The organism is Gordonia sp. LMA167 (genome assembly GCF_058130025.1).
In genome coordinates this window covers 6,575,624-6,591,015 of the sequence record NZ_CM176708.1, presented here as the reverse complement: position 1 = coordinate 6,591,015, position 15,392 = coordinate 6,575,624, and the positions used below count along the sequence as shown (strand labels likewise).

Below are 15,392 nucleotides of genomic sequence, written 5' to 3'. Positions count from 1 at the left end.
TGCTCGCTCCAGTTCTCGTTCGGGTTCAGTGCGCGACGCCGGCCGCGCCGTGTTCGTCGACGAGGGCGCCGGTGACGAATCGGTCGAGGGAGAACGGTGCGACATACTCGTGCGGCTCACCCGAGGCGATCGTGTCGGCCAGACACCACCCGAGGCCGGGCGTGACCTTGAACCCGCCAGTGCCCCAGCCGGCATTGAGGTAGAGGTTCTCGTACTGCCCGCCACGTCCGACGATGGGCGATGCATCGGGGCAGACATCGACGATCCCGGCCCAGGTGCGCAGCAGGTGCGCGCGGGCGAAGACGGGGAACAGTTCTACCGCGGCGGCCATCTGCCGCTCGATGATGTGGAAGGCGCCGCGCTGGCCGTATCCGTTGTACGAGTCGACCCCGGCACCCATCACCAATTCGCCCTTGTGGGCCTGGGAGACATAGACATGCACGGCGTTGGACATGACGATGGTCGGGTGGACGGGCTCGAGGAGCTCGGAGACCAGCGCCTGCAGCGGGTGGCTCTGCAACGGTGTGCGGATGCCCAGCATGTCGGTCAGCGTCGAGGTGTGTCCGGCCGCGCACAGCGCGACCTGCCCGGCCGCGATGTCGCCACGGGTGGTGCGCACGCCGGTGACGCGGTCGCCGTCGGTGACGAAGCCGGTCACCTCGCAGTTCTGGATGATGTCGATGCCGGCCTGGTCGGCGCGGCGTGCGAATCCCCAGGCGACGTAGTCGTGTTTGGCGATCCCGGCCCGCGGCTGGTAGGTGGCACCGAGGACGGGGTAGCGGATCTCGTCGCTGATGTTGACCAACGGGCACAGCTTCTTGACCTCGTCCGGGTCGACCCACTGGGCGTCGATGCCGCTGAGCTTGTTCGCCTCGACGCGGCGGACGCTGTCCCGTACGTCCTGCAGGCTGTGCGCGAGATTGAGCACACCACGCTGGCTGAACAGGATCGGATACTCCAGGTCCTCCTCGAGGCCCTCCCACAGTTTGAGCGCATGCTCGTAGATGCGGGCACTCTCGTCCCACAGATAATTGGACCGGATCAGCGTGGTGTTGCGGGCCATGTTGCCGCCGGCCAGCCAACCACGCTCGAGCACAGCGACATTGGTGATCCCGTGGTTCTTGGCGAGGTAGTGTGCGGTGGCAAGCCCGTGACCGCCGCCACCGACGATGACCACGTCATAGGACTTCTTGGGTTCGGGTGTGCGCCAGAGAAAGTCCGGGTGATCCGGCAGGTGGGCGCCGGGCCGGTGAGCCGATGATGGTGAGGTCACAGGGTCGCCTCCGCGAAGTCGGGGTAGAGCGGGAAACGCTGGGCCAGGACGTCGACCCGGTCGCGCAGGGACTCGAGCGCGTCGTCGCCGGTGTCCGGACGCAACGCGAGGCTGATGATGTCGGCGACCTCGGCGAAGGCGTCGAGATCGAATCCGCGGGTGGCCAGGGCCGGGGTGCCGATACGGACCCCGGAGCTGATCATCGGCGGACGGGGATCGAACGGAACGGCGTTGCGGTTCACCGTGATACCCACCCGGTGCAGCCGGTCCTCGGCCTGCTTGCCGTCCAGTTCGGAGGCGGACAGGTCGACCAGTACGAGATGCACGTCGGTGCCGCCGGAGACCACGCTGATGCCGGCCGCCCGGGAGTCCTCGGCGAGCAGCCGCTCGGCGAGGATCTTCGCGCCATCGAGGGTGCGTTGCTGGCGCTCGGCGAACGCCGACTCACCGGCGAGCTTGAACGACACGGCCTTCGCGGCGATGACATGCTCGAGCGGTCCGCCCTGCTGTCCCGGGAACACCGACGAATTGATCTTCTTGGCCAGCGCAGCATCGTTGGTGAGGATGATCCCGCCACGCGGACCACCGAGGGTCTTGTGAGTCGTAGAGGTGACGACGTGCGCGTGCGGCACCGGTGAGGGATGCAACCCCGCGGCCACGAGCCCGGCGAAGTGGGCCATGTCGACCATGAGGTAGGCGTCCACCAGATCGGCGATGCGGCGGAACTCGGCGAAGTCGAGTTGACGCGGGTATGCCGACCATCCCGCGAGGATCAGCTTGGGCCGGTGTTCGAGCGCGAGACGCTCGACCTCGGCCATGTCGACGCGATGGTCCTCCTCGCGGACATGGTATGCGGCGACGTCGTAGAGCTTGCCCGAGAAATTCAGCCGCATGCCGTGGGTGAGGTGTCCGCCGTGGGCCAAGTCGAGGCCCAGGATGCCATCGCCCGGCGACAGCAGCGCCGACATCGCCGCGGCGTTGGCCTGTGCGCCGGAATGCGGCTGCACATTGGCGAATTCGGCGCCGAACAGATCCTTGAGCCGATCGATGGCCAACTGCTCGATCACGTCGACGTGCTCGCAGCCGCCGTAATAGCGGCGCCCGGGATAACCTTCGGCGTACTTGTTGGTCAGCACCGATCCCTGCGCCTGCATCACCGCCAGCGGCGCGAAGTTCTCGCTCGCGATCATCTCGAGGGTGCCCTGCTGGCGCGCGAGCTCCGCCGCGATGGCCTGGTGGACAGCGGGATCCAGCTCTGACAGATTCTCGCTCAGAGTCGGGTTGGCGGCGCTTGTCGGGGTTGGCGCTGCGGTGTTGAGAGTCATGCTCACCTTCCTGGGCTACCAGTTCAGAGGTAACTAATATATCAACTGTGGGTTAGACTAAGATCAGAATCCGGCCACGTCAAGCGGTTGGCCGGTGAGAATTCCGAGGGGAGTGGACATGACGGTGACCGACCTTGTAGCCATCGGCGTCGACGGCCAGGCAACCAACGCGGATCGGGCCTACGAGATGATCCGTGAGCGACTGGTGATGCTCGACATCCGGCCGGGCGAGCCGATCAACGACGATCACCTCGCGATCGAACTCGGCGTCGGGCGCACACCGGTGCGGGAGGCGCTGAAACGACTCGAGCGTGATCGACTGGTGGTCGCCTACCCGCGCCGAGGTACGTTCGCCACCGCGGTGGACATGACCGACCTGGCTGACATCTCCGAGATCCGCAAACAACTCGAACCGATCGCCGCCGCACGGGCTGCGCGCACTGCCTCGGCCGACGCCCGCGCACGATTGCAGGCGCTGACCGACGAGATCTCCCGACTCGTCGACGAGGAGGACCCCCGCGAGGTGCTGCGCCGCGATGTCCACGTCCATCGCGAGATCTATCGCGCGGCGGGCAACCCGCATCTGGAATCCATCCTGGTGAGCCTGGACGCCCATGCCACGCGGATCTGGTGCCTGCTGATCCATCGCCTCGACTACGTCGTCGACCATGTGCGCGAGCATGTTCCGCTGCTCGAGGCGATCATCGCCGGGGATGAGGAGTCGGCGTCCCGACTCACGCTCGATCACGTGATCGGTTTCGAGGAATCCGTTCGTTCGCAGCTGTGACGGCGGCGCCGGGTCCCAACGACCAGGTCCCTGACGCGCCGCCCTGAGGCGCCGCCCTGAGGCGCCGCCCTGAGGAGCGAGCTTGCGAGCGTCACGAAGGGAGCGAGCGTGCGAGCGCCCCCCGGTCCCTGAGGAGCGAGCTTGCGAGCGTCACGAAGGGCCCTTCGTGACGCATCCTCGCAGGCTCGGAGGCTCCTCAGGGATCGGGTGGTTGGCATCCTCCCGGTCTTCCTCAGGGGGCGGGTGGTTGGCATCCTCCCGGTCTTCCTCAGGGGGCGGGTGGTTGGCACCCTGCGGTCCTCCTCGCGCGCTGGATGGTGACGGACCCCCGCGGGCGTCGGGGTGAGGTTGCCGCGCTCTTCCCCGATTGATATATCATTCTTCGCGCAAGGCCCTGTCAGCTGTCAGGCGCAGGGATCCGCGTGGGGAAGGATGAGCTGATGACGGTCCAGGATGTATCCGGAACGGAGACGGAGAACCTGTCGCTGGCCGACCGCGCCTACCTGGCCATCCAGGACAAGCTGATCATGCTCGACATCCGACCCAATGACGCGATCGTGGAGAGTGAACTCGCCACCGAGCTCGGCGTCGGGAGAACTCCCGTGCGCGAGGCACTCAAGCGGCTGGAGGCGGACCGACTCGTGGTGTCCTTCCCCCGACGGGGCACCTTTGCGACGGGAGTCGACGTCGCCGACCTGCGGCACATCTCCCAGATCCGCGTGAATCTCGAACCGGTGGCGGCGCGCACCGCGGCCGAATCGGCATCCTCGACGGTCCGCGACGAACTTTCGGATCTCGCGGATCGCACCGAGGCCCTCGACCTCGACAGCATCGAACACAATGAGCTGATGCGGTGGGATCTGCGGGTCCACCGGGCGATCTATCGGGCCGCCGGCAACCCGCATCTCGAGGACGTCCTGGTCCGGTACGACAATCTCGCCACCCGGATCTTCTGCCTCTTCCTGGATCGCCTGCCGAGCGTGGCGCACCACGTGGGTGAGCACGCCGAGTTGCTACGGACGATCGCCGCGGGTGATGGGGATACGGCTGCCGCCATCGCCCTCGCGCACGTGACGGGATTCGAGGAATCGGTGCGAGCGGTCGTCTGAGCGGTTCGCGCCGCCAGGGGCGTGTCCCTGCTCAGTTGAACACCACGGTTCGGTGACCGTGCAGCAACACGCGGTTCTGGCAGTGCCATCGCACCGCGCGCGACAGCGCGAGGGCCTCGGCGTCCTGCCCCACGGTGGCGAGGCGGGCAGGATCGAAGGAATGGTCGATCCGGATGACCTCCTGCTCGATGATCGGCCCCTCGTCGAGATCGGGCGTGACATAGTGCGCCGTCGCCCCGACCTGCTTGACACCGCGGTCGTAGGCCTGGTGATACGGCTTGGCTCCTTTGAATCCGGGCAGGAACGAGTGATGGATGTTGATCGCGCGACCACGCAGTGCGCGGCAAGCGTCGTCGGAGAGCACCTGCATGTAGCGGGCCAGCACCACCAGGTCGGCGTCGAATTCATCGACGAGGGTGAGTAAGCGGGCCTCGGCGGCCGGCTTGGTCACCGGCGTCACCGGGATGTGGACGAAGGGCAGTCCGGCGGCCTCGGCCATCGGGCGCAGGACCTCGTGATTGGACACGACCGCGACCAGGTCACCGCCCAGAGTCCCGGCGCGCCAACGGAAGATGAGGTCGTTGAGGCAATGTCCCATCTTCGACACCATCACCACGATGCGTGGGAGGTCGTCACCGTCGAAACGAAATGTCATGCCGAAGTTGTCGGCGATCGTGGCGAACTCCTCGGTCAACCGGGCCGCGTCAACGTCGTCGGCACACACGAAACTCGTTCGCAGGAAGAAAGATTGGCTGGCGATGTCGTCGAACTGCTGGTGCTCGGCGATGTCGCAGTGCCGTGCGAACAGGAACGAGCTGATCGCGTGGACGATGCCGGGTCGCTGCTGGCAACTCAGAGTGAGGGTGAAGTGATTGGACATGGCAACTCCTGCCGGGGATGTGGGGAGGTGAGGGGTCGTGGCGTCCGCGGTCATGAGCGGATCTTCGCCATCTCCGGGTCCACGAGGGGTTCGGCGACGACGGTCGCTGAGATCCGCTTGTCGAAGTAGCCGATCTCCACCGCGGTTCCCACGACGGCGTCTGCGGGCAGCCACGCGTAGGCGATGGGCGCACCGACGGTGTGGCCGAAGGCAGCGCTGGTGACGTAGCCGGCCGGCACACCGTCCAGGAACACGGGCTCGGACCCCAGGACGACGGTCCGCCGGTCGTCCACCGACAGGCAACACAGCCGCCGGCCCACCGTCGCGTCGGAGATGCCGATGAGGGCGTCACGTCCGACGAATGCGTCCTTCTGTGCGCGGACGGCGAAACCGATGCCGGCTTCGAAGGGGTTGTGCTCGGTGGTCATGTCGGTGCCCCACGATCGATAGCCCTTCTCCATCCGCAGGCTGTTGAACGCCGCACGGCCCGCGGCGATGATGTCGAAGCGACGGCCGTGCGCCCACAGCACATCCCACAGGCGCAGACCGTTGTCGGCGGTGGTGTAGAGCTCCCAACCGAGTTCACCGACGTAGGACAGGCGCATCGCGGTGACCGGGACCCCACCGATGCGAACCTGCTTGGCACGGAAGTACTTGAAGCCCTCGTTGGAGAAGTCGTCGCGGCTCAACGCCTCGACGATGTCGCGGGCGCGTGGACCCCACAGGCCGATGCAGCAGGTGCCACCGGTGATGTCGCGGACGGTGACGGTGCCGTCGTCGGCGGCCGCGCGCTGGAAGTAGTCGAGGTCGAGATTACCGTTGGCGCCGACCTGGAAGGTGTTCTCGGCGAGTCGTGCGACGGTCAGATCGCTTCGCACACCGCCGGATTCGTCCAGTGCGAGGGTGTAGGTCACCGCGCCGACGGATTTGTCCATCTTGCCGGTGGTCAGGCGGTCGAGCAGTGCCAGCGCGCCGCGACCGGAGATCTCCAGTCGTTTGAGCGGTGTCATGTCGTAGAGCGCCACCGAGGTCCTGGTGCGCCATGCCTCGGCCGCGGCGATGGGGGAGTGGAACCTGGCCGCCCAGTCGTCGCGGTCCGGTGGCTGCCACTCGACCGGCAACTGCGCCACCAGTTCCGCGTTGGACTCGTACCACTGCGGCCGTTCCCATCCACCGCTCTCCAGGAAGACGGCGCCGAGTTCCACCTGCCGGGTGTGGAACGGGCTGACGCGCAGATCCCGTGGGGACTGCCTGGGCTGCAACGGATGCAGGACGTCGTAGATCTCCACGAAATTCTGTTGGGAGGTCTCGCTGACGTAGTCGGGATCGAGCTGGACCTCTTCGAAACGGTGGACGTCGCAGCCGTGCAGTTCGATCTCGGAGCGGCCGTCGGTCAGCAGCTGCGCCACCGACCGTGCCACGCCTGCCGAGTGGGTCACCCACACGGCCTCGGCGATCCAGAAGCCGGATACATCCGGCGACTCGCCGATCAGCGGTCCGCCGTCGGGGGTGAACGAGAAGATCCCGTTGAAACCGGAGTCGATCTGCGCGGTCCGCAGGCACGGCAGCAGTTTCCGGCACTCCTCCCAGGCCGGCGCGAAGTCGTCCTCGGTGAACTCGAGCATCGATGGCATCGCGTCCGGTCCGACGTCGCCGTCGGGCAGGTCACGCAGGTCGACCGGCATCGGGCGATGGGCGTAGGACCCGATGCCGAGGCGATCGACGTGCTCGCGGAAGTAGAGGTCCTGATCCTGATGGCGCAGGATCGGGAAGCCGGCCTCGGTGAGCTCGGTGTTGCGGCCGACGAGTTCGGGAATCTGGTGGGTCTTGGCGTACTGGTGGGCCAACGGCAGCAACGGGACCGACATCCCGATCAGCTCACCAAGTGCCGCGCCCCAGAATCCGCCGCACGACACGACGATGTCGGCGGCGATGACCTCGGTCGAGGTGGTGACGCCGGTGACCTTGCCCCCGCTGTGCTCGATGCCGACGACGCGGGTGTTGGCCCGGAACTCTGCGCCGCGGCTCTGCGCCCGGCGGGCGGTCGCGACGACGACGCGGGAGGCCTTGGCCAAGCCGTCGGATTCCACATAGAGACCACCGAGGACCTTCGCAGGGTCGAGCAGCGGGTGCAGCTTGACGCACTCGTCGGGGTCGATCACCCGACCATCGACTCCCCATGAGGTGGCCCAGCCCTGCTTGCGGTGCAGGTCCGCGAGGCGTTCGGGCGTGGTGGCGATCTTGAGGCCGCCGACCGGGTTGAAACACCACTGCCCGTCGACCTCGAGCGAGGAGAACTTCTCGACCGTGTAGCTCGCGAACTCCGTCATCGTCTTCGACGCGTTGGTCTGGAAGACGAGGCCGGGGGCGTGTGACGTCGATCCGCCCGTCAGCGGGAGTGGACCCTGGTCGAGGACGGTGACCCGATCCCAGCCGCGCGCGGTCAGTTCGTCGGCGAGGTTGGCGCCGACGATGCCGGCCCCGATGATCACGACACGTGGTGACCCCATGTGTGGTTCTCCTAGCTGTGGTGATGACAGGGACGTCGGCATACCGCGGGTGAATGGGTGCGGAGCGGGGATCTGGGTTTTCGCCGATACAACAGTGGTCAGCAACTGATATACCAACGTAGCCGGAGGGTTTTCGATGGTCAACCCCTTCGGCGGCATCGGGGCGTGTCGCGCGGCGGCTTGGGTAATGAAATGGTAAACGCGTAGGGTTGCGCTATGAGCAACGAGCGACAGGAGGCTTCCGGCGGGGGAGTCCAATCCGTTGATCGTGCTCTGACCTTGCTGGAGATCCTTGCTCGTCGTGGTGAGGCCGGGGTGACCGAGGTGGCTGCCGACATCGGCGTGCACAAGTCGACGGTCTCCCGCTTGCTGGCGTCGCTCGAAGAGCGCGAGTTCGTCGAGCAGTCCACCGAACGTGGCAAATACAAGCTCGGCTTCGGCATCCTCCGACTGGCCAGCGCGGTTCCCGGCAACCTCGACGTCACACGTCAGGGTCGCGAGATCTGCAATCGGTTGGCCACCGAGGTGGGCGAGACGGTGAACACCGCTGTGCTCCGGTCCCACTACGTGGTCAATGTCGACCAGGCTCGCGGTCCGTCCGCGGTCGGTACCCAGGATTGGGTCGGCCAGCTCACGCCACTGCACGCCACCTCCAGCGGCAAGGTTCTGCTGGCGTACATGCCCGCACCCTCCCGCGCCGAGGTTCTCGCGGCCCTGCCGCTCGAACGTTTCACCGAGCACACGGTCACCTCGCGCGACCTTCTCGAAAAGCAGCTGTCGTCGGCCGTGGCCGATGGCTACGTGGTCACCGTCGAGGAGTTCGAAGAGGGGCTCAGTGCGGTTGCGGCTCCGATTCGTGACCACATGGGTGCCGTCATCGCTGCCGTGAGCGTGTCCGGTCCGGTGTATCGGCTCTCCGCCGAGCGGACCCAAGAGATCGCGCCGGCGGTCGTCCGCGCAGCCGACGACATCAGCTGGCGAATGGGCTACCAGGGCTGAGCTCGACTCTTTGTCGATCGGCCAGTTGATGCCCCGACCAGGCGCGGGGCTTTCGCCGCATCGGTCATTCTGCTCGGAATCCCTGTAATACAAGGTATTTCGTTGCCACGTCGCGCGCGTGGTCGGGGGACCTCTCCACGTGCGCCGACGCTGTCGCGGCCGGCGATCTCGACGCCGGAAAAAAGCTCCGAAGATTGTTTGTCGACACCCTTGACACGCCCTCCCCATACCCCACAAACTGTTTCCTATTACGCGTCATGTTCCGTAATACGCATCAAAAAGTCCTCCGCTTGCCCCCTCCCCGTCGTAACTGAGAGGCCCCCAATGATCGACATCTGTCCCCTGTCCGAGCTGCTACCGGGCGACTCGCGCCGCGTGGAGACCACCCCGCCGATCGCGGTCTTCCACACCGAGGACGGAGAGGTGTTCGCCATCGACGACACCTGCTCGCACCAGGACGCTTCGCTGGCCGACGGCTGGCTCGAGGGCTGCGAGGTCGAGTGCCCGCTGCACGCCTCGAAGTTCAACCTGCGGACCGGTGCGGTCGACGAGCCGCCGGCCAAGTTGCCGGTGCGCACACATCAGGTGTCCGTTGAAGGCGGGATGATCCGCGTCGAACTCAGTACCGACAAGCCGAACCTGCCTCCGGACGTCCGTTCCCGACTGGCCGAGGAGGGTGCACGATGAAGCACATCGCGATCGTCGGTGCGTCGCTGGCCGGGCTGTCCGCCGCTCGTGCCGCCCGCGCGCAGGGCTTCGGTGGCCGGCTCACCATCATCGGCGACGAGGCGCGTCGCCCTTATGACCGCCCGCCCCTGTCGAAGGCGTTCCTTGCCGGCGAGATCACCGAGGCGGATCTTGCGCTGGAGTCCGAGGACGACGACCTCGACGCCGAATGGCTCCTCGGAAACCCCGCGGTGAAATTCGACAGTGAATGGGGTGCAGTCGAACTCGCTGACGGGACGCGTGTTGGAGCCGATGGCTTCGTCATCGCCACCGGGTCGCGGGCCCGCCGTTGGCCGGGCGCCGAACAGCTGGCCGGAGTTCACGTGGTCCGCACCATCGACGACGCGATCGCTCTGCGTGCCGACCTGGCCGCCGGCGGCCGACTCGTGGTGATCGGCGCTGGATTCGTCGGTGCCGAGGTCGCATCCACTGCCCGCAAGATGGGTATGGAGGTGACGGTGGTCGAGGCCGCGCCCACTCCGCTGTCGGTCCAGCTCGGCGTCTATCTCGGCTCTGTGGTCTCCAATGCCCACGCCACCAACGGCACGTCGCTGGAATGTGGTGTCGGCGTCGCCGGCCTCACCGGCACGCACCGGGTCACCGGCGTCGACCTTGCCGACGGCAGACACCTCCCGGCCGACACCGTGGTCGTGGGAATCGGCGGGGTGCCGAACATCGAGTGGTTGCAGGGCAGCGGCCTCGAACTGGGAAATGGTGTGATCTGCGGCCGCGGCGGCGAGACGTCGCTGCCCAATGTTGTCGCCGTCGGCGACTGTGCGGCCTGGCTGGACGACAGCACCGGAGCACCGCATCGCGTCGAGCACTGGACCGGCGCGCTCGAGCGGCCCAAGATCGCCATCTCGACACTGCTCGCGGGCGGTCTGCATCAGGGTGCAGTCGCCCGTGCCCCCTACTTCTGGTCGGATCAGTACGGCTCACGCATCCAGTTCGCCGGTATCGCACGGCCCGATGACGAGATCATCATCGAGGACGATTGCGGCAGTGGCTTTCTCGCCACCTACCGACGGGACGGTCGCGTCGTCGCCGTCCTCGGGATCAACGCGACCCGACAGTTCACCCGGTTGCGGCGCCAGCTCTGCGTCGTGCCCGCCGTGGCCGCCTGACGCGGTTCATTCACATCCGATGCGCGGCATCTCGCCGCGCGACACAAACCTCTCCGCGGTGACGTCTGCCGCGGACCGCTTGACCCTCAACTGATCTCCACAGGAGCCCCCGTGACCTCAGCCCCGTTGACCTCAGCGCCTTTGACGACTTCCCCGGGCCTGCCGGACAGTCTCATCTCCACCCTGCCCGGCCACTACTACACCGACCCCGCGGTGTTCTCCCTCGAACAGGCCAGGGTGTTCGAGCAGATGTGGTTCTGCACCGTCCGATCCGGCGACCTCGACAAGCCCGGCGCGTTCCGGACCGTCCAGGTCGGCCGGGAGAGCGTTCTGGTGACCCGCTCGCGCAAGGGCGACGTCAAAGCGTATTACAACGTGTGCCGGCATCGCGGTGCCCGCCTGTGCATGGAGGACAGCGGAGAGGTCAAGCGCGCCTTCCAGTGTCCGTACCACGCCTGGACCTATGACCTGGACGGCAAGCTGATCGCCGCACCCAATCTGACCAAGATGCCCGACATCGATCGGCAGGCGTACGGCCTCAGTACGATCGAGGTTCGCGAGTGGCTCGGATACGTCTGGGTCTGTCTCGCCGACGAGCCGCCCTCGTTCGAGGCGACGGTCATGCAGGAGATCGTGGACCGCCTCGGCGATGTGGAGTCGATCGACCACTACGCAATCGCCGACCTGAGCCTCGGCCGCCGGATCGTCTATGACGTCAAGGCCAACTGGAAGCTCATCATCGAGAACTTCATGGAGTGCTATCACTGCGCCACCATCCACCCCGAACTGACCGAGGTCCTTCCCGAGTTCGCCGACGGTTACGCCGCGCAGTACTACGTCGGGCACGGGGCGGAATTCGGTGAGGACGTCAAGGGATTCACGGTCGACGGTTCTGAGGGCTTCGAGCAGATCCCTGGCGTCGCCGAGGATCAGGACCGCCGCTACTACGCGATCACCGTGCGCCCACAGGTCTTCGTCAACCTTGTTCCCGACCACGTGATCGTGCACCGGATGTTTCCGCTCGCGGCCGACCACACCGTCGTCGAGTGTGACTGGCTCTACCTGCCGCACGTCGTGGAATCCGGCCGTGACGTGAGCAATTCCGTCGAACTGTTCCACCGGGTCAACCAGCAGGACTTCGACGCCTGCGAGCGCTGTCAGCCGGCGATGGATTCGCGAACCTATCGCAACGGCGGGGTGCTGGTCCCCAGCGAGCACCACATCGGCGAGTTCCACACCTGGCTCCAGTCGATGCTCGCCGACTGAGCCTGCGCAATGTGATGATCCCCGCGACCGAGACGGTAGCGGGGATCATTGCATGGAAGTGGTTGGAGCGCTAGCGGAGAACCGTCAGCCAGCCCCAGCTCCCTGAGGAGCCCCGGAGCGCTAGCGGCGCGCTAGCGAAGGGCCGTCAACCCCGATCCCTGGGGAGGGCCGGAACGCTAGTGGAGGGCCGTCACCCCACGGTCCCTGAGGAGCCCCGGAGCTTGCGACGGTGCGTCACGAAGGGGCCCTTCGTGACGCACGCTCACTTCGTTCGCGGGCTCCTCAGGGGGCGGGGGTACGCTCGCTCACTTCGTTCGCGGCTCCTCGGGGAGCGGGGGGTGACGCTCGCGAGTTCGCTTCTGTAGGAGAGGTGTTGGTCTGGGTGGCGCAATCTCTCCACGGTCCCTGAGGAGCCCCGGAGCTTGCGACGGTGCGTCACGAAGGGCGCCCTTCGTGACGCACGCTCACTTCGTTCGCGGGCTCCTCAGGGATCGGGGTACGCACGCTCACTTCGTTCGCGGGCTCCTCAGGGATCGGGGTACGCTCGCTCACTTCGTTCGCGGGCTCCTCAGGGGCCGGGGGTGGCGCTCGCAAGCTCGCTCCCCAGGACCGGGGCGACCGGATCAGTCCTGTCGACGGGGCACGATCATGACCGGCACCGGGACGTGACGCAGAATCTTCGCGGCCGCAGAGCCGAGGAAGACGTGGGCGCGCTGGCCGGCGGCGCCCGAACCGAGTAGCAGGATCTCACCTGGTTCCCAGCCGACCTCGTTGATCGCCGCCGGCCAGTCGGCGCCACTGCCGAACACGACGTCGACGTCGGGTATCGGGCCGTTCTCGAGCGCTTCGTCGAGTTGCCTGCGCACCGCGTCGGTGGTCCTGTCCTTCCACTGGCGGGTGACGAGATCCTCCGCGGAACGTTCGATCGCTCCACTGAACATCAGCGCCGGGCGGACGGTGAACGACGCGACGCGCATGGCCACGTGCCAGCGCAGAGCCAGCTCGGCCGCCGTGGGGATCAGTTGTGCGGCATCCGCGGCGCCGCCGTAGGCCACCGTGAGTCGTCGCAACGGCGTTGTCGTGGAGCAGAACCCGCGCGGTGCGATCGCGACCGCCACCGCGGCGGTGTGGACGAGCCGTTCGGTGACACTACCCAGCGCGATTCTCCCGAGCAGCCCCGACGACGAGGAGCCGAGGACGACGGTGCTCGCGTCGTACTTCTCGGCGAGTTCCATCAATCCGCGGGGTATAGAGCCGGCGCGGTGGACGACGATCGAGACCTCGACATCGTCGGAGGACTGCGCCGCAGCCTGTGCGAGCGAGCGCCTCGTCTGGGCGGCGAGGTGGGACTGGTATTCGCGATCGATCCGCGCCGCTGCGGGCGGCTCGTCGCCTTCCACCACTGCGGCCGCGACGACATCTTCACCGGTGGCCCGGCCGAGTTGAACGGCGAGATTGATGGGTGCGCTGCCGTGTCGGCTCGCGCTGAACCCGGCGATGATGGTCACGAGGTGCTCTCCAGGGCCGTGACGGGTGCGGCGACGATATGGGCGACGGGAATGCTCGGATAGTCGCTGCGCGCCCGATCGACGACGTCGAAGCGATGCCACACAGAGGATTCGGGTGGCAGGGTGGCGATGACGATGAGATCGGGATCGAAGGTCTCGACGGCGTTCGCGAGTGCACGCAGTGGACGGAAGTCGCCGCGCACGCCCTCGACATCGAGGTCGGCCGAGCGTAGGGACGAGACCGTGTGTTCGAGGCGTGCCTGGGCGGCCTCCTGCGTCGCCTCGAAGACGTCCAGCGGTCCGTGGGTGGCGGCGACGCCCGTCTCGACCGGGCTGTCGGGGACCACGACCAGGTAACGCGAGTCTGCCGCTGCACCGACGTCGCCGAGTTCGGTGAGTAGTTCGCGGGTCTCGGCAGTCTCGTTGGCGAGCACCAGTATCCGTTTCGGGTGAGCAGTCGCGGCCGCCTCGACGGGTTCGCCGCGTCGCGACAGGAACCACCGGTTCGTGTAGTACAGGGCGACGACAACGGCCCACGACAGCAGGCTGAGGATCAGTTGGGAACGTGAGTCTTCTCGGAGGCCCATCTGGGCGAGGATGGCGATGATGGCGCCCACCGTGAACAGCGAGAGCACCGGGAACATCCACATCTTGACGCGCAGGTGTTCGGACCCATGCCGCCTGCGCAGCATGACCTGCGAGATCCCGATCAGGCAATAGACGAACAGGATCACCGCGCCGCTGGAGTTCAGCAGGAAGGTGAAGACGGTGTCGGGGGAGACGGCGGCTGCGATGATGCAGAGGAAGCCGACCACCGACGATGCGAGGATGGCGACCGCGGGCACACCGCGGCGGGTGACCCGGACGAGCTGCTGCGGCGCCTCTCGGCGGGCGGCGAGTACGAACAGCATCCGCGATGCGGTGTACATCCCCGAGTTCAGACAGCTCAGCACTGCCGTGAGGACGACCGCGTTCATGATGTGGTCGGCGTACGGCAGACCCATCTCGGTGAACGCGGCGACATAGGGCGACGCCGCCAGGCTGTCGTCGTTCCACGGGACGATGACGACCAGCAGGAAGATCGAGCCGACATAGAAGATCGCGATGCGGGCGATCACGGAGTTGGCCGCCTTCGCCACGGCACGTTCGGGGTCGTGTGACTCCGCGGCCGCGATCGTTGCCACCTCTGCGCCGGTCATGGAGAAGATGACGGTGACGATGGCCGCGGTGATCGCGAATCCGCCGTTCGGGAGAAAACCGCCGTGCGCGGTCAGGTTCGAGAAGTCCATGGATTTGTGCGGCCACAGTCCGAATACAAACGCTGCGCCGATGGCCAGGAATGCGATGATCGCGCTGACCTTGATTCCGGCGAACCAGAACTCGAACTCGCCGAAAGACGACACCGAGAACAAGTTGGTCGCGGTCATCAGGGTGAGCAGCACGAGCGAGCACAGCCACAAGGGGATGTCGGGGAGCCAGTACTGGATGATCTTTGCGCCGGCGATCGCCTCGAACCCGACGATGATCACCCAGAAGTACCAGTAGAGCCACCCGACCGAGAATCCGGCCCACCCGCCCAGCGCGTTGCGGGCATAGTCGGCAAAGGATCCGGTCGACGGGTCGGCGACGGCCATCTCGGCCAGCATCCGCATCACCATGATGACCAGGAATCCGCAGAGAGCATAGGGAATGAATGCTGCGGGGCCGGTCTCGTGGATCACCACGCCGGAACCGACGAACAGGCCGGCACCGATCACACCGCCGATCGCGATCATTCTCAGCTGTCTGTCGCTGAGTCCCTTCTTCAGGGCGGGTGCAGCACCCATGGGCATCTCCTTCATCGACGAGAGTGGCGAAGCCTGATGCCCGCCTGAGGCTGGATGGG

At 66.6% G+C, this 15,392-nt stretch carries 12 protein-coding genes; 6 read left to right on the top strand and 6 right to left on the bottom strand.

The window, feature by feature from the left end:
• Positions 1-25: 25 nt before the first annotated feature.
• Entirely contained in the window at positions 26-1,273 is a 1,248-nt protein-coding gene (locus ACVT6V_RS29580; protein WP_489897608.1) for a sarcosine oxidase subunit beta family protein, read from the bottom strand.
• Positions 1,270-2,598, bottom strand: a complete 1,329-nt coding sequence (gene glyA, locus ACVT6V_RS29575; RefSeq protein ID WP_489897607.1) for a serine hydroxymethyltransferase — start codon at positions 2,596-2,598, stop codon at positions 1,270-1,272. The genes ACVT6V_RS29580 and glyA overlap by 4 nt, the downstream gene beginning before the upstream one ends.
• Before the next feature lie 118 nt (positions 2,599-2,716).
• Between glyA and ACVT6V_RS29570 the strand changes: the two genes are divergently transcribed.
• Both ACVT6V_RS29570 and ACVT6V_RS29565 read left to right on the top strand, forming a co-directional pair.
• Entirely contained in the window at positions 2,717-3,385 is a 669-nt protein-coding gene (locus tag ACVT6V_RS29570) for a GntR family transcriptional regulator (protein WP_489897606.1), read from the top strand.
• A gap of 440 nt (positions 3,386-3,825) precedes the next feature.
• Positions 3,826-4,494, top strand: a complete 669-nt coding sequence (locus ACVT6V_RS29565) for a GntR family transcriptional regulator (protein ID WP_489897605.1) — start codon at positions 3,826-3,828, stop codon at positions 4,492-4,494.
• A 31-nt stretch (positions 4,495-4,525) separates the two neighbouring features.
• Here ACVT6V_RS29565 and purU read toward each other — a convergent pair whose 3' ends face one another.
• Together purU and ACVT6V_RS29555 are read right to left on the bottom strand one after the other, a co-directional pair.
• Positions 4,526-5,374 (bottom strand): formyltetrahydrofolate deformylase, encoded by an 849-nt coding sequence (purU, locus tag ACVT6V_RS29560; protein ID WP_489897604.1) that lies wholly within the window; start codon positions 5,372-5,374, stop codon positions 4,526-4,528.
• Positions 5,375-5,424: 50 nt separating this feature from the next.
• Positions 5,425-7,884: a GcvT family protein gene (locus tag ACVT6V_RS29555; RefSeq protein ID WP_489897603.1), complete on the bottom strand. Its 2,460-nt coding sequence runs from the start codon at positions 7,882-7,884 to the stop codon at positions 5,425-5,427.
• 216 nt (positions 7,885-8,100) lie between these two features.
• Between ACVT6V_RS29555 and ACVT6V_RS29550 the strand changes: the two genes are divergently transcribed.
• From ACVT6V_RS29550 to ACVT6V_RS29535, 4 genes are all read left to right on the top strand, one after another.
• Positions 8,101-8,883, top strand: coding sequence for an IclR family transcriptional regulator (locus tag ACVT6V_RS29550; RefSeq protein ID WP_489897602.1), 783 nt, complete (start codon positions 8,101-8,103; stop codon positions 8,881-8,883).
• Positions 8,884-9,207: 324 nt separating this feature from the next.
• Complete coding sequence (locus ACVT6V_RS29545) at positions 9,208-9,570, top strand: bifunctional 3-phenylpropionate/cinnamic acid dioxygenase ferredoxin subunit (protein ID WP_489897601.1); 363 nt, start codon at positions 9,208-9,210, stop codon at positions 9,568-9,570.
• Positions 9,567-10,733 (top strand): NAD(P)/FAD-dependent oxidoreductase, encoded by a 1,167-nt coding sequence (locus ACVT6V_RS29540; protein ID WP_489897600.1) that lies wholly within the window; start codon positions 9,567-9,569, stop codon positions 10,731-10,733. The genes ACVT6V_RS29545 and ACVT6V_RS29540 overlap by 4 nt, the downstream gene beginning before the upstream one ends.
• 111 nt (positions 10,734-10,844) lie before the next feature.
• Complete coding sequence (locus ACVT6V_RS29535) at positions 10,845-11,999, top strand: aromatic ring-hydroxylating oxygenase subunit alpha (RefSeq protein WP_489897599.1); 1,155 nt, start codon at positions 10,845-10,847, stop codon at positions 11,997-11,999.
• Positions 12,000-12,622: 623 nt separating this feature from the next.
• On the opposite strand, the gene ACVT6V_RS29530 is transcribed toward ACVT6V_RS29535, so the two are convergent.
• Both ACVT6V_RS29530 and ACVT6V_RS29525 read right to left on the bottom strand, forming a co-directional pair.
• On the bottom strand, positions 12,623-13,507 hold the full coding sequence (locus ACVT6V_RS29530; RefSeq protein WP_489897598.1) for a universal stress protein: 885 nt from the start codon (positions 13,505-13,507) through the stop codon (positions 12,623-12,625).
• A complete protein-coding gene (locus ACVT6V_RS29525) occupies positions 13,504-15,333 on the bottom strand; it encodes an amino acid permease (RefSeq protein ID WP_489897597.1) in 1,830 nt (609 codons plus the stop codon). The genes ACVT6V_RS29530 and ACVT6V_RS29525 overlap by 4 nt, the downstream gene beginning before the upstream one ends.
• Positions 15,334-15,392: the final 59 nt, after the last annotated feature.

Excerpts from the sequence above, each read along its gene's own strand:
- glyA (WP_489897607.1), bottom strand. The coding sequence starts at position 2,598 with ATGACTCTCAACACCGCAGCGCCAACCCCGACAAGCGCCGCCAACCCG.
- ACVT6V_RS29570 (WP_489897606.1), top strand. The coding sequence starts at position 2,717 with ATGACGGTGACCGACCTTGTAGCCATCGGCGTCGACGGCCAGGCAACC.
- ACVT6V_RS29565 (WP_489897605.1), top strand. The coding sequence starts at position 3,826 with ATGACGGTCCAGGATGTATCCGGAACGGAGACGGAGAACCTGTCGCTG.
- purU (WP_489897604.1), bottom strand. The coding sequence starts at position 5,374 with ATGTCCAATCACTTCACCCTCACTCTGAGTTGCCAGCAGCGACCCGGC.
- ACVT6V_RS29555 (WP_489897603.1), bottom strand. The coding sequence starts at position 7,884 with ATGGGGTCACCACGTGTCGTGATCATCGGGGCCGGCATCGTCGGCGCC.
- ACVT6V_RS29550 (WP_489897602.1), top strand. The coding sequence starts at position 8,101 with ATGAGCAACGAGCGACAGGAGGCTTCCGGCGGGGGAGTCCAATCCGTT.
- ACVT6V_RS29545 (WP_489897601.1), top strand. The coding sequence starts at position 9,208 with ATGATCGACATCTGTCCCCTGTCCGAGCTGCTACCGGGCGACTCGCGC.
- ACVT6V_RS29540 (WP_489897600.1), top strand. The coding sequence starts at position 9,567 with ATGAAGCACATCGCGATCGTCGGTGCGTCGCTGGCCGGGCTGTCCGCC.
- ACVT6V_RS29525 (WP_489897597.1), bottom strand. The coding sequence starts at position 15,333 with ATGGGTGCTGCACCCGCCCTGAAGAAGGGACTCAGCGACAGACAGCTG.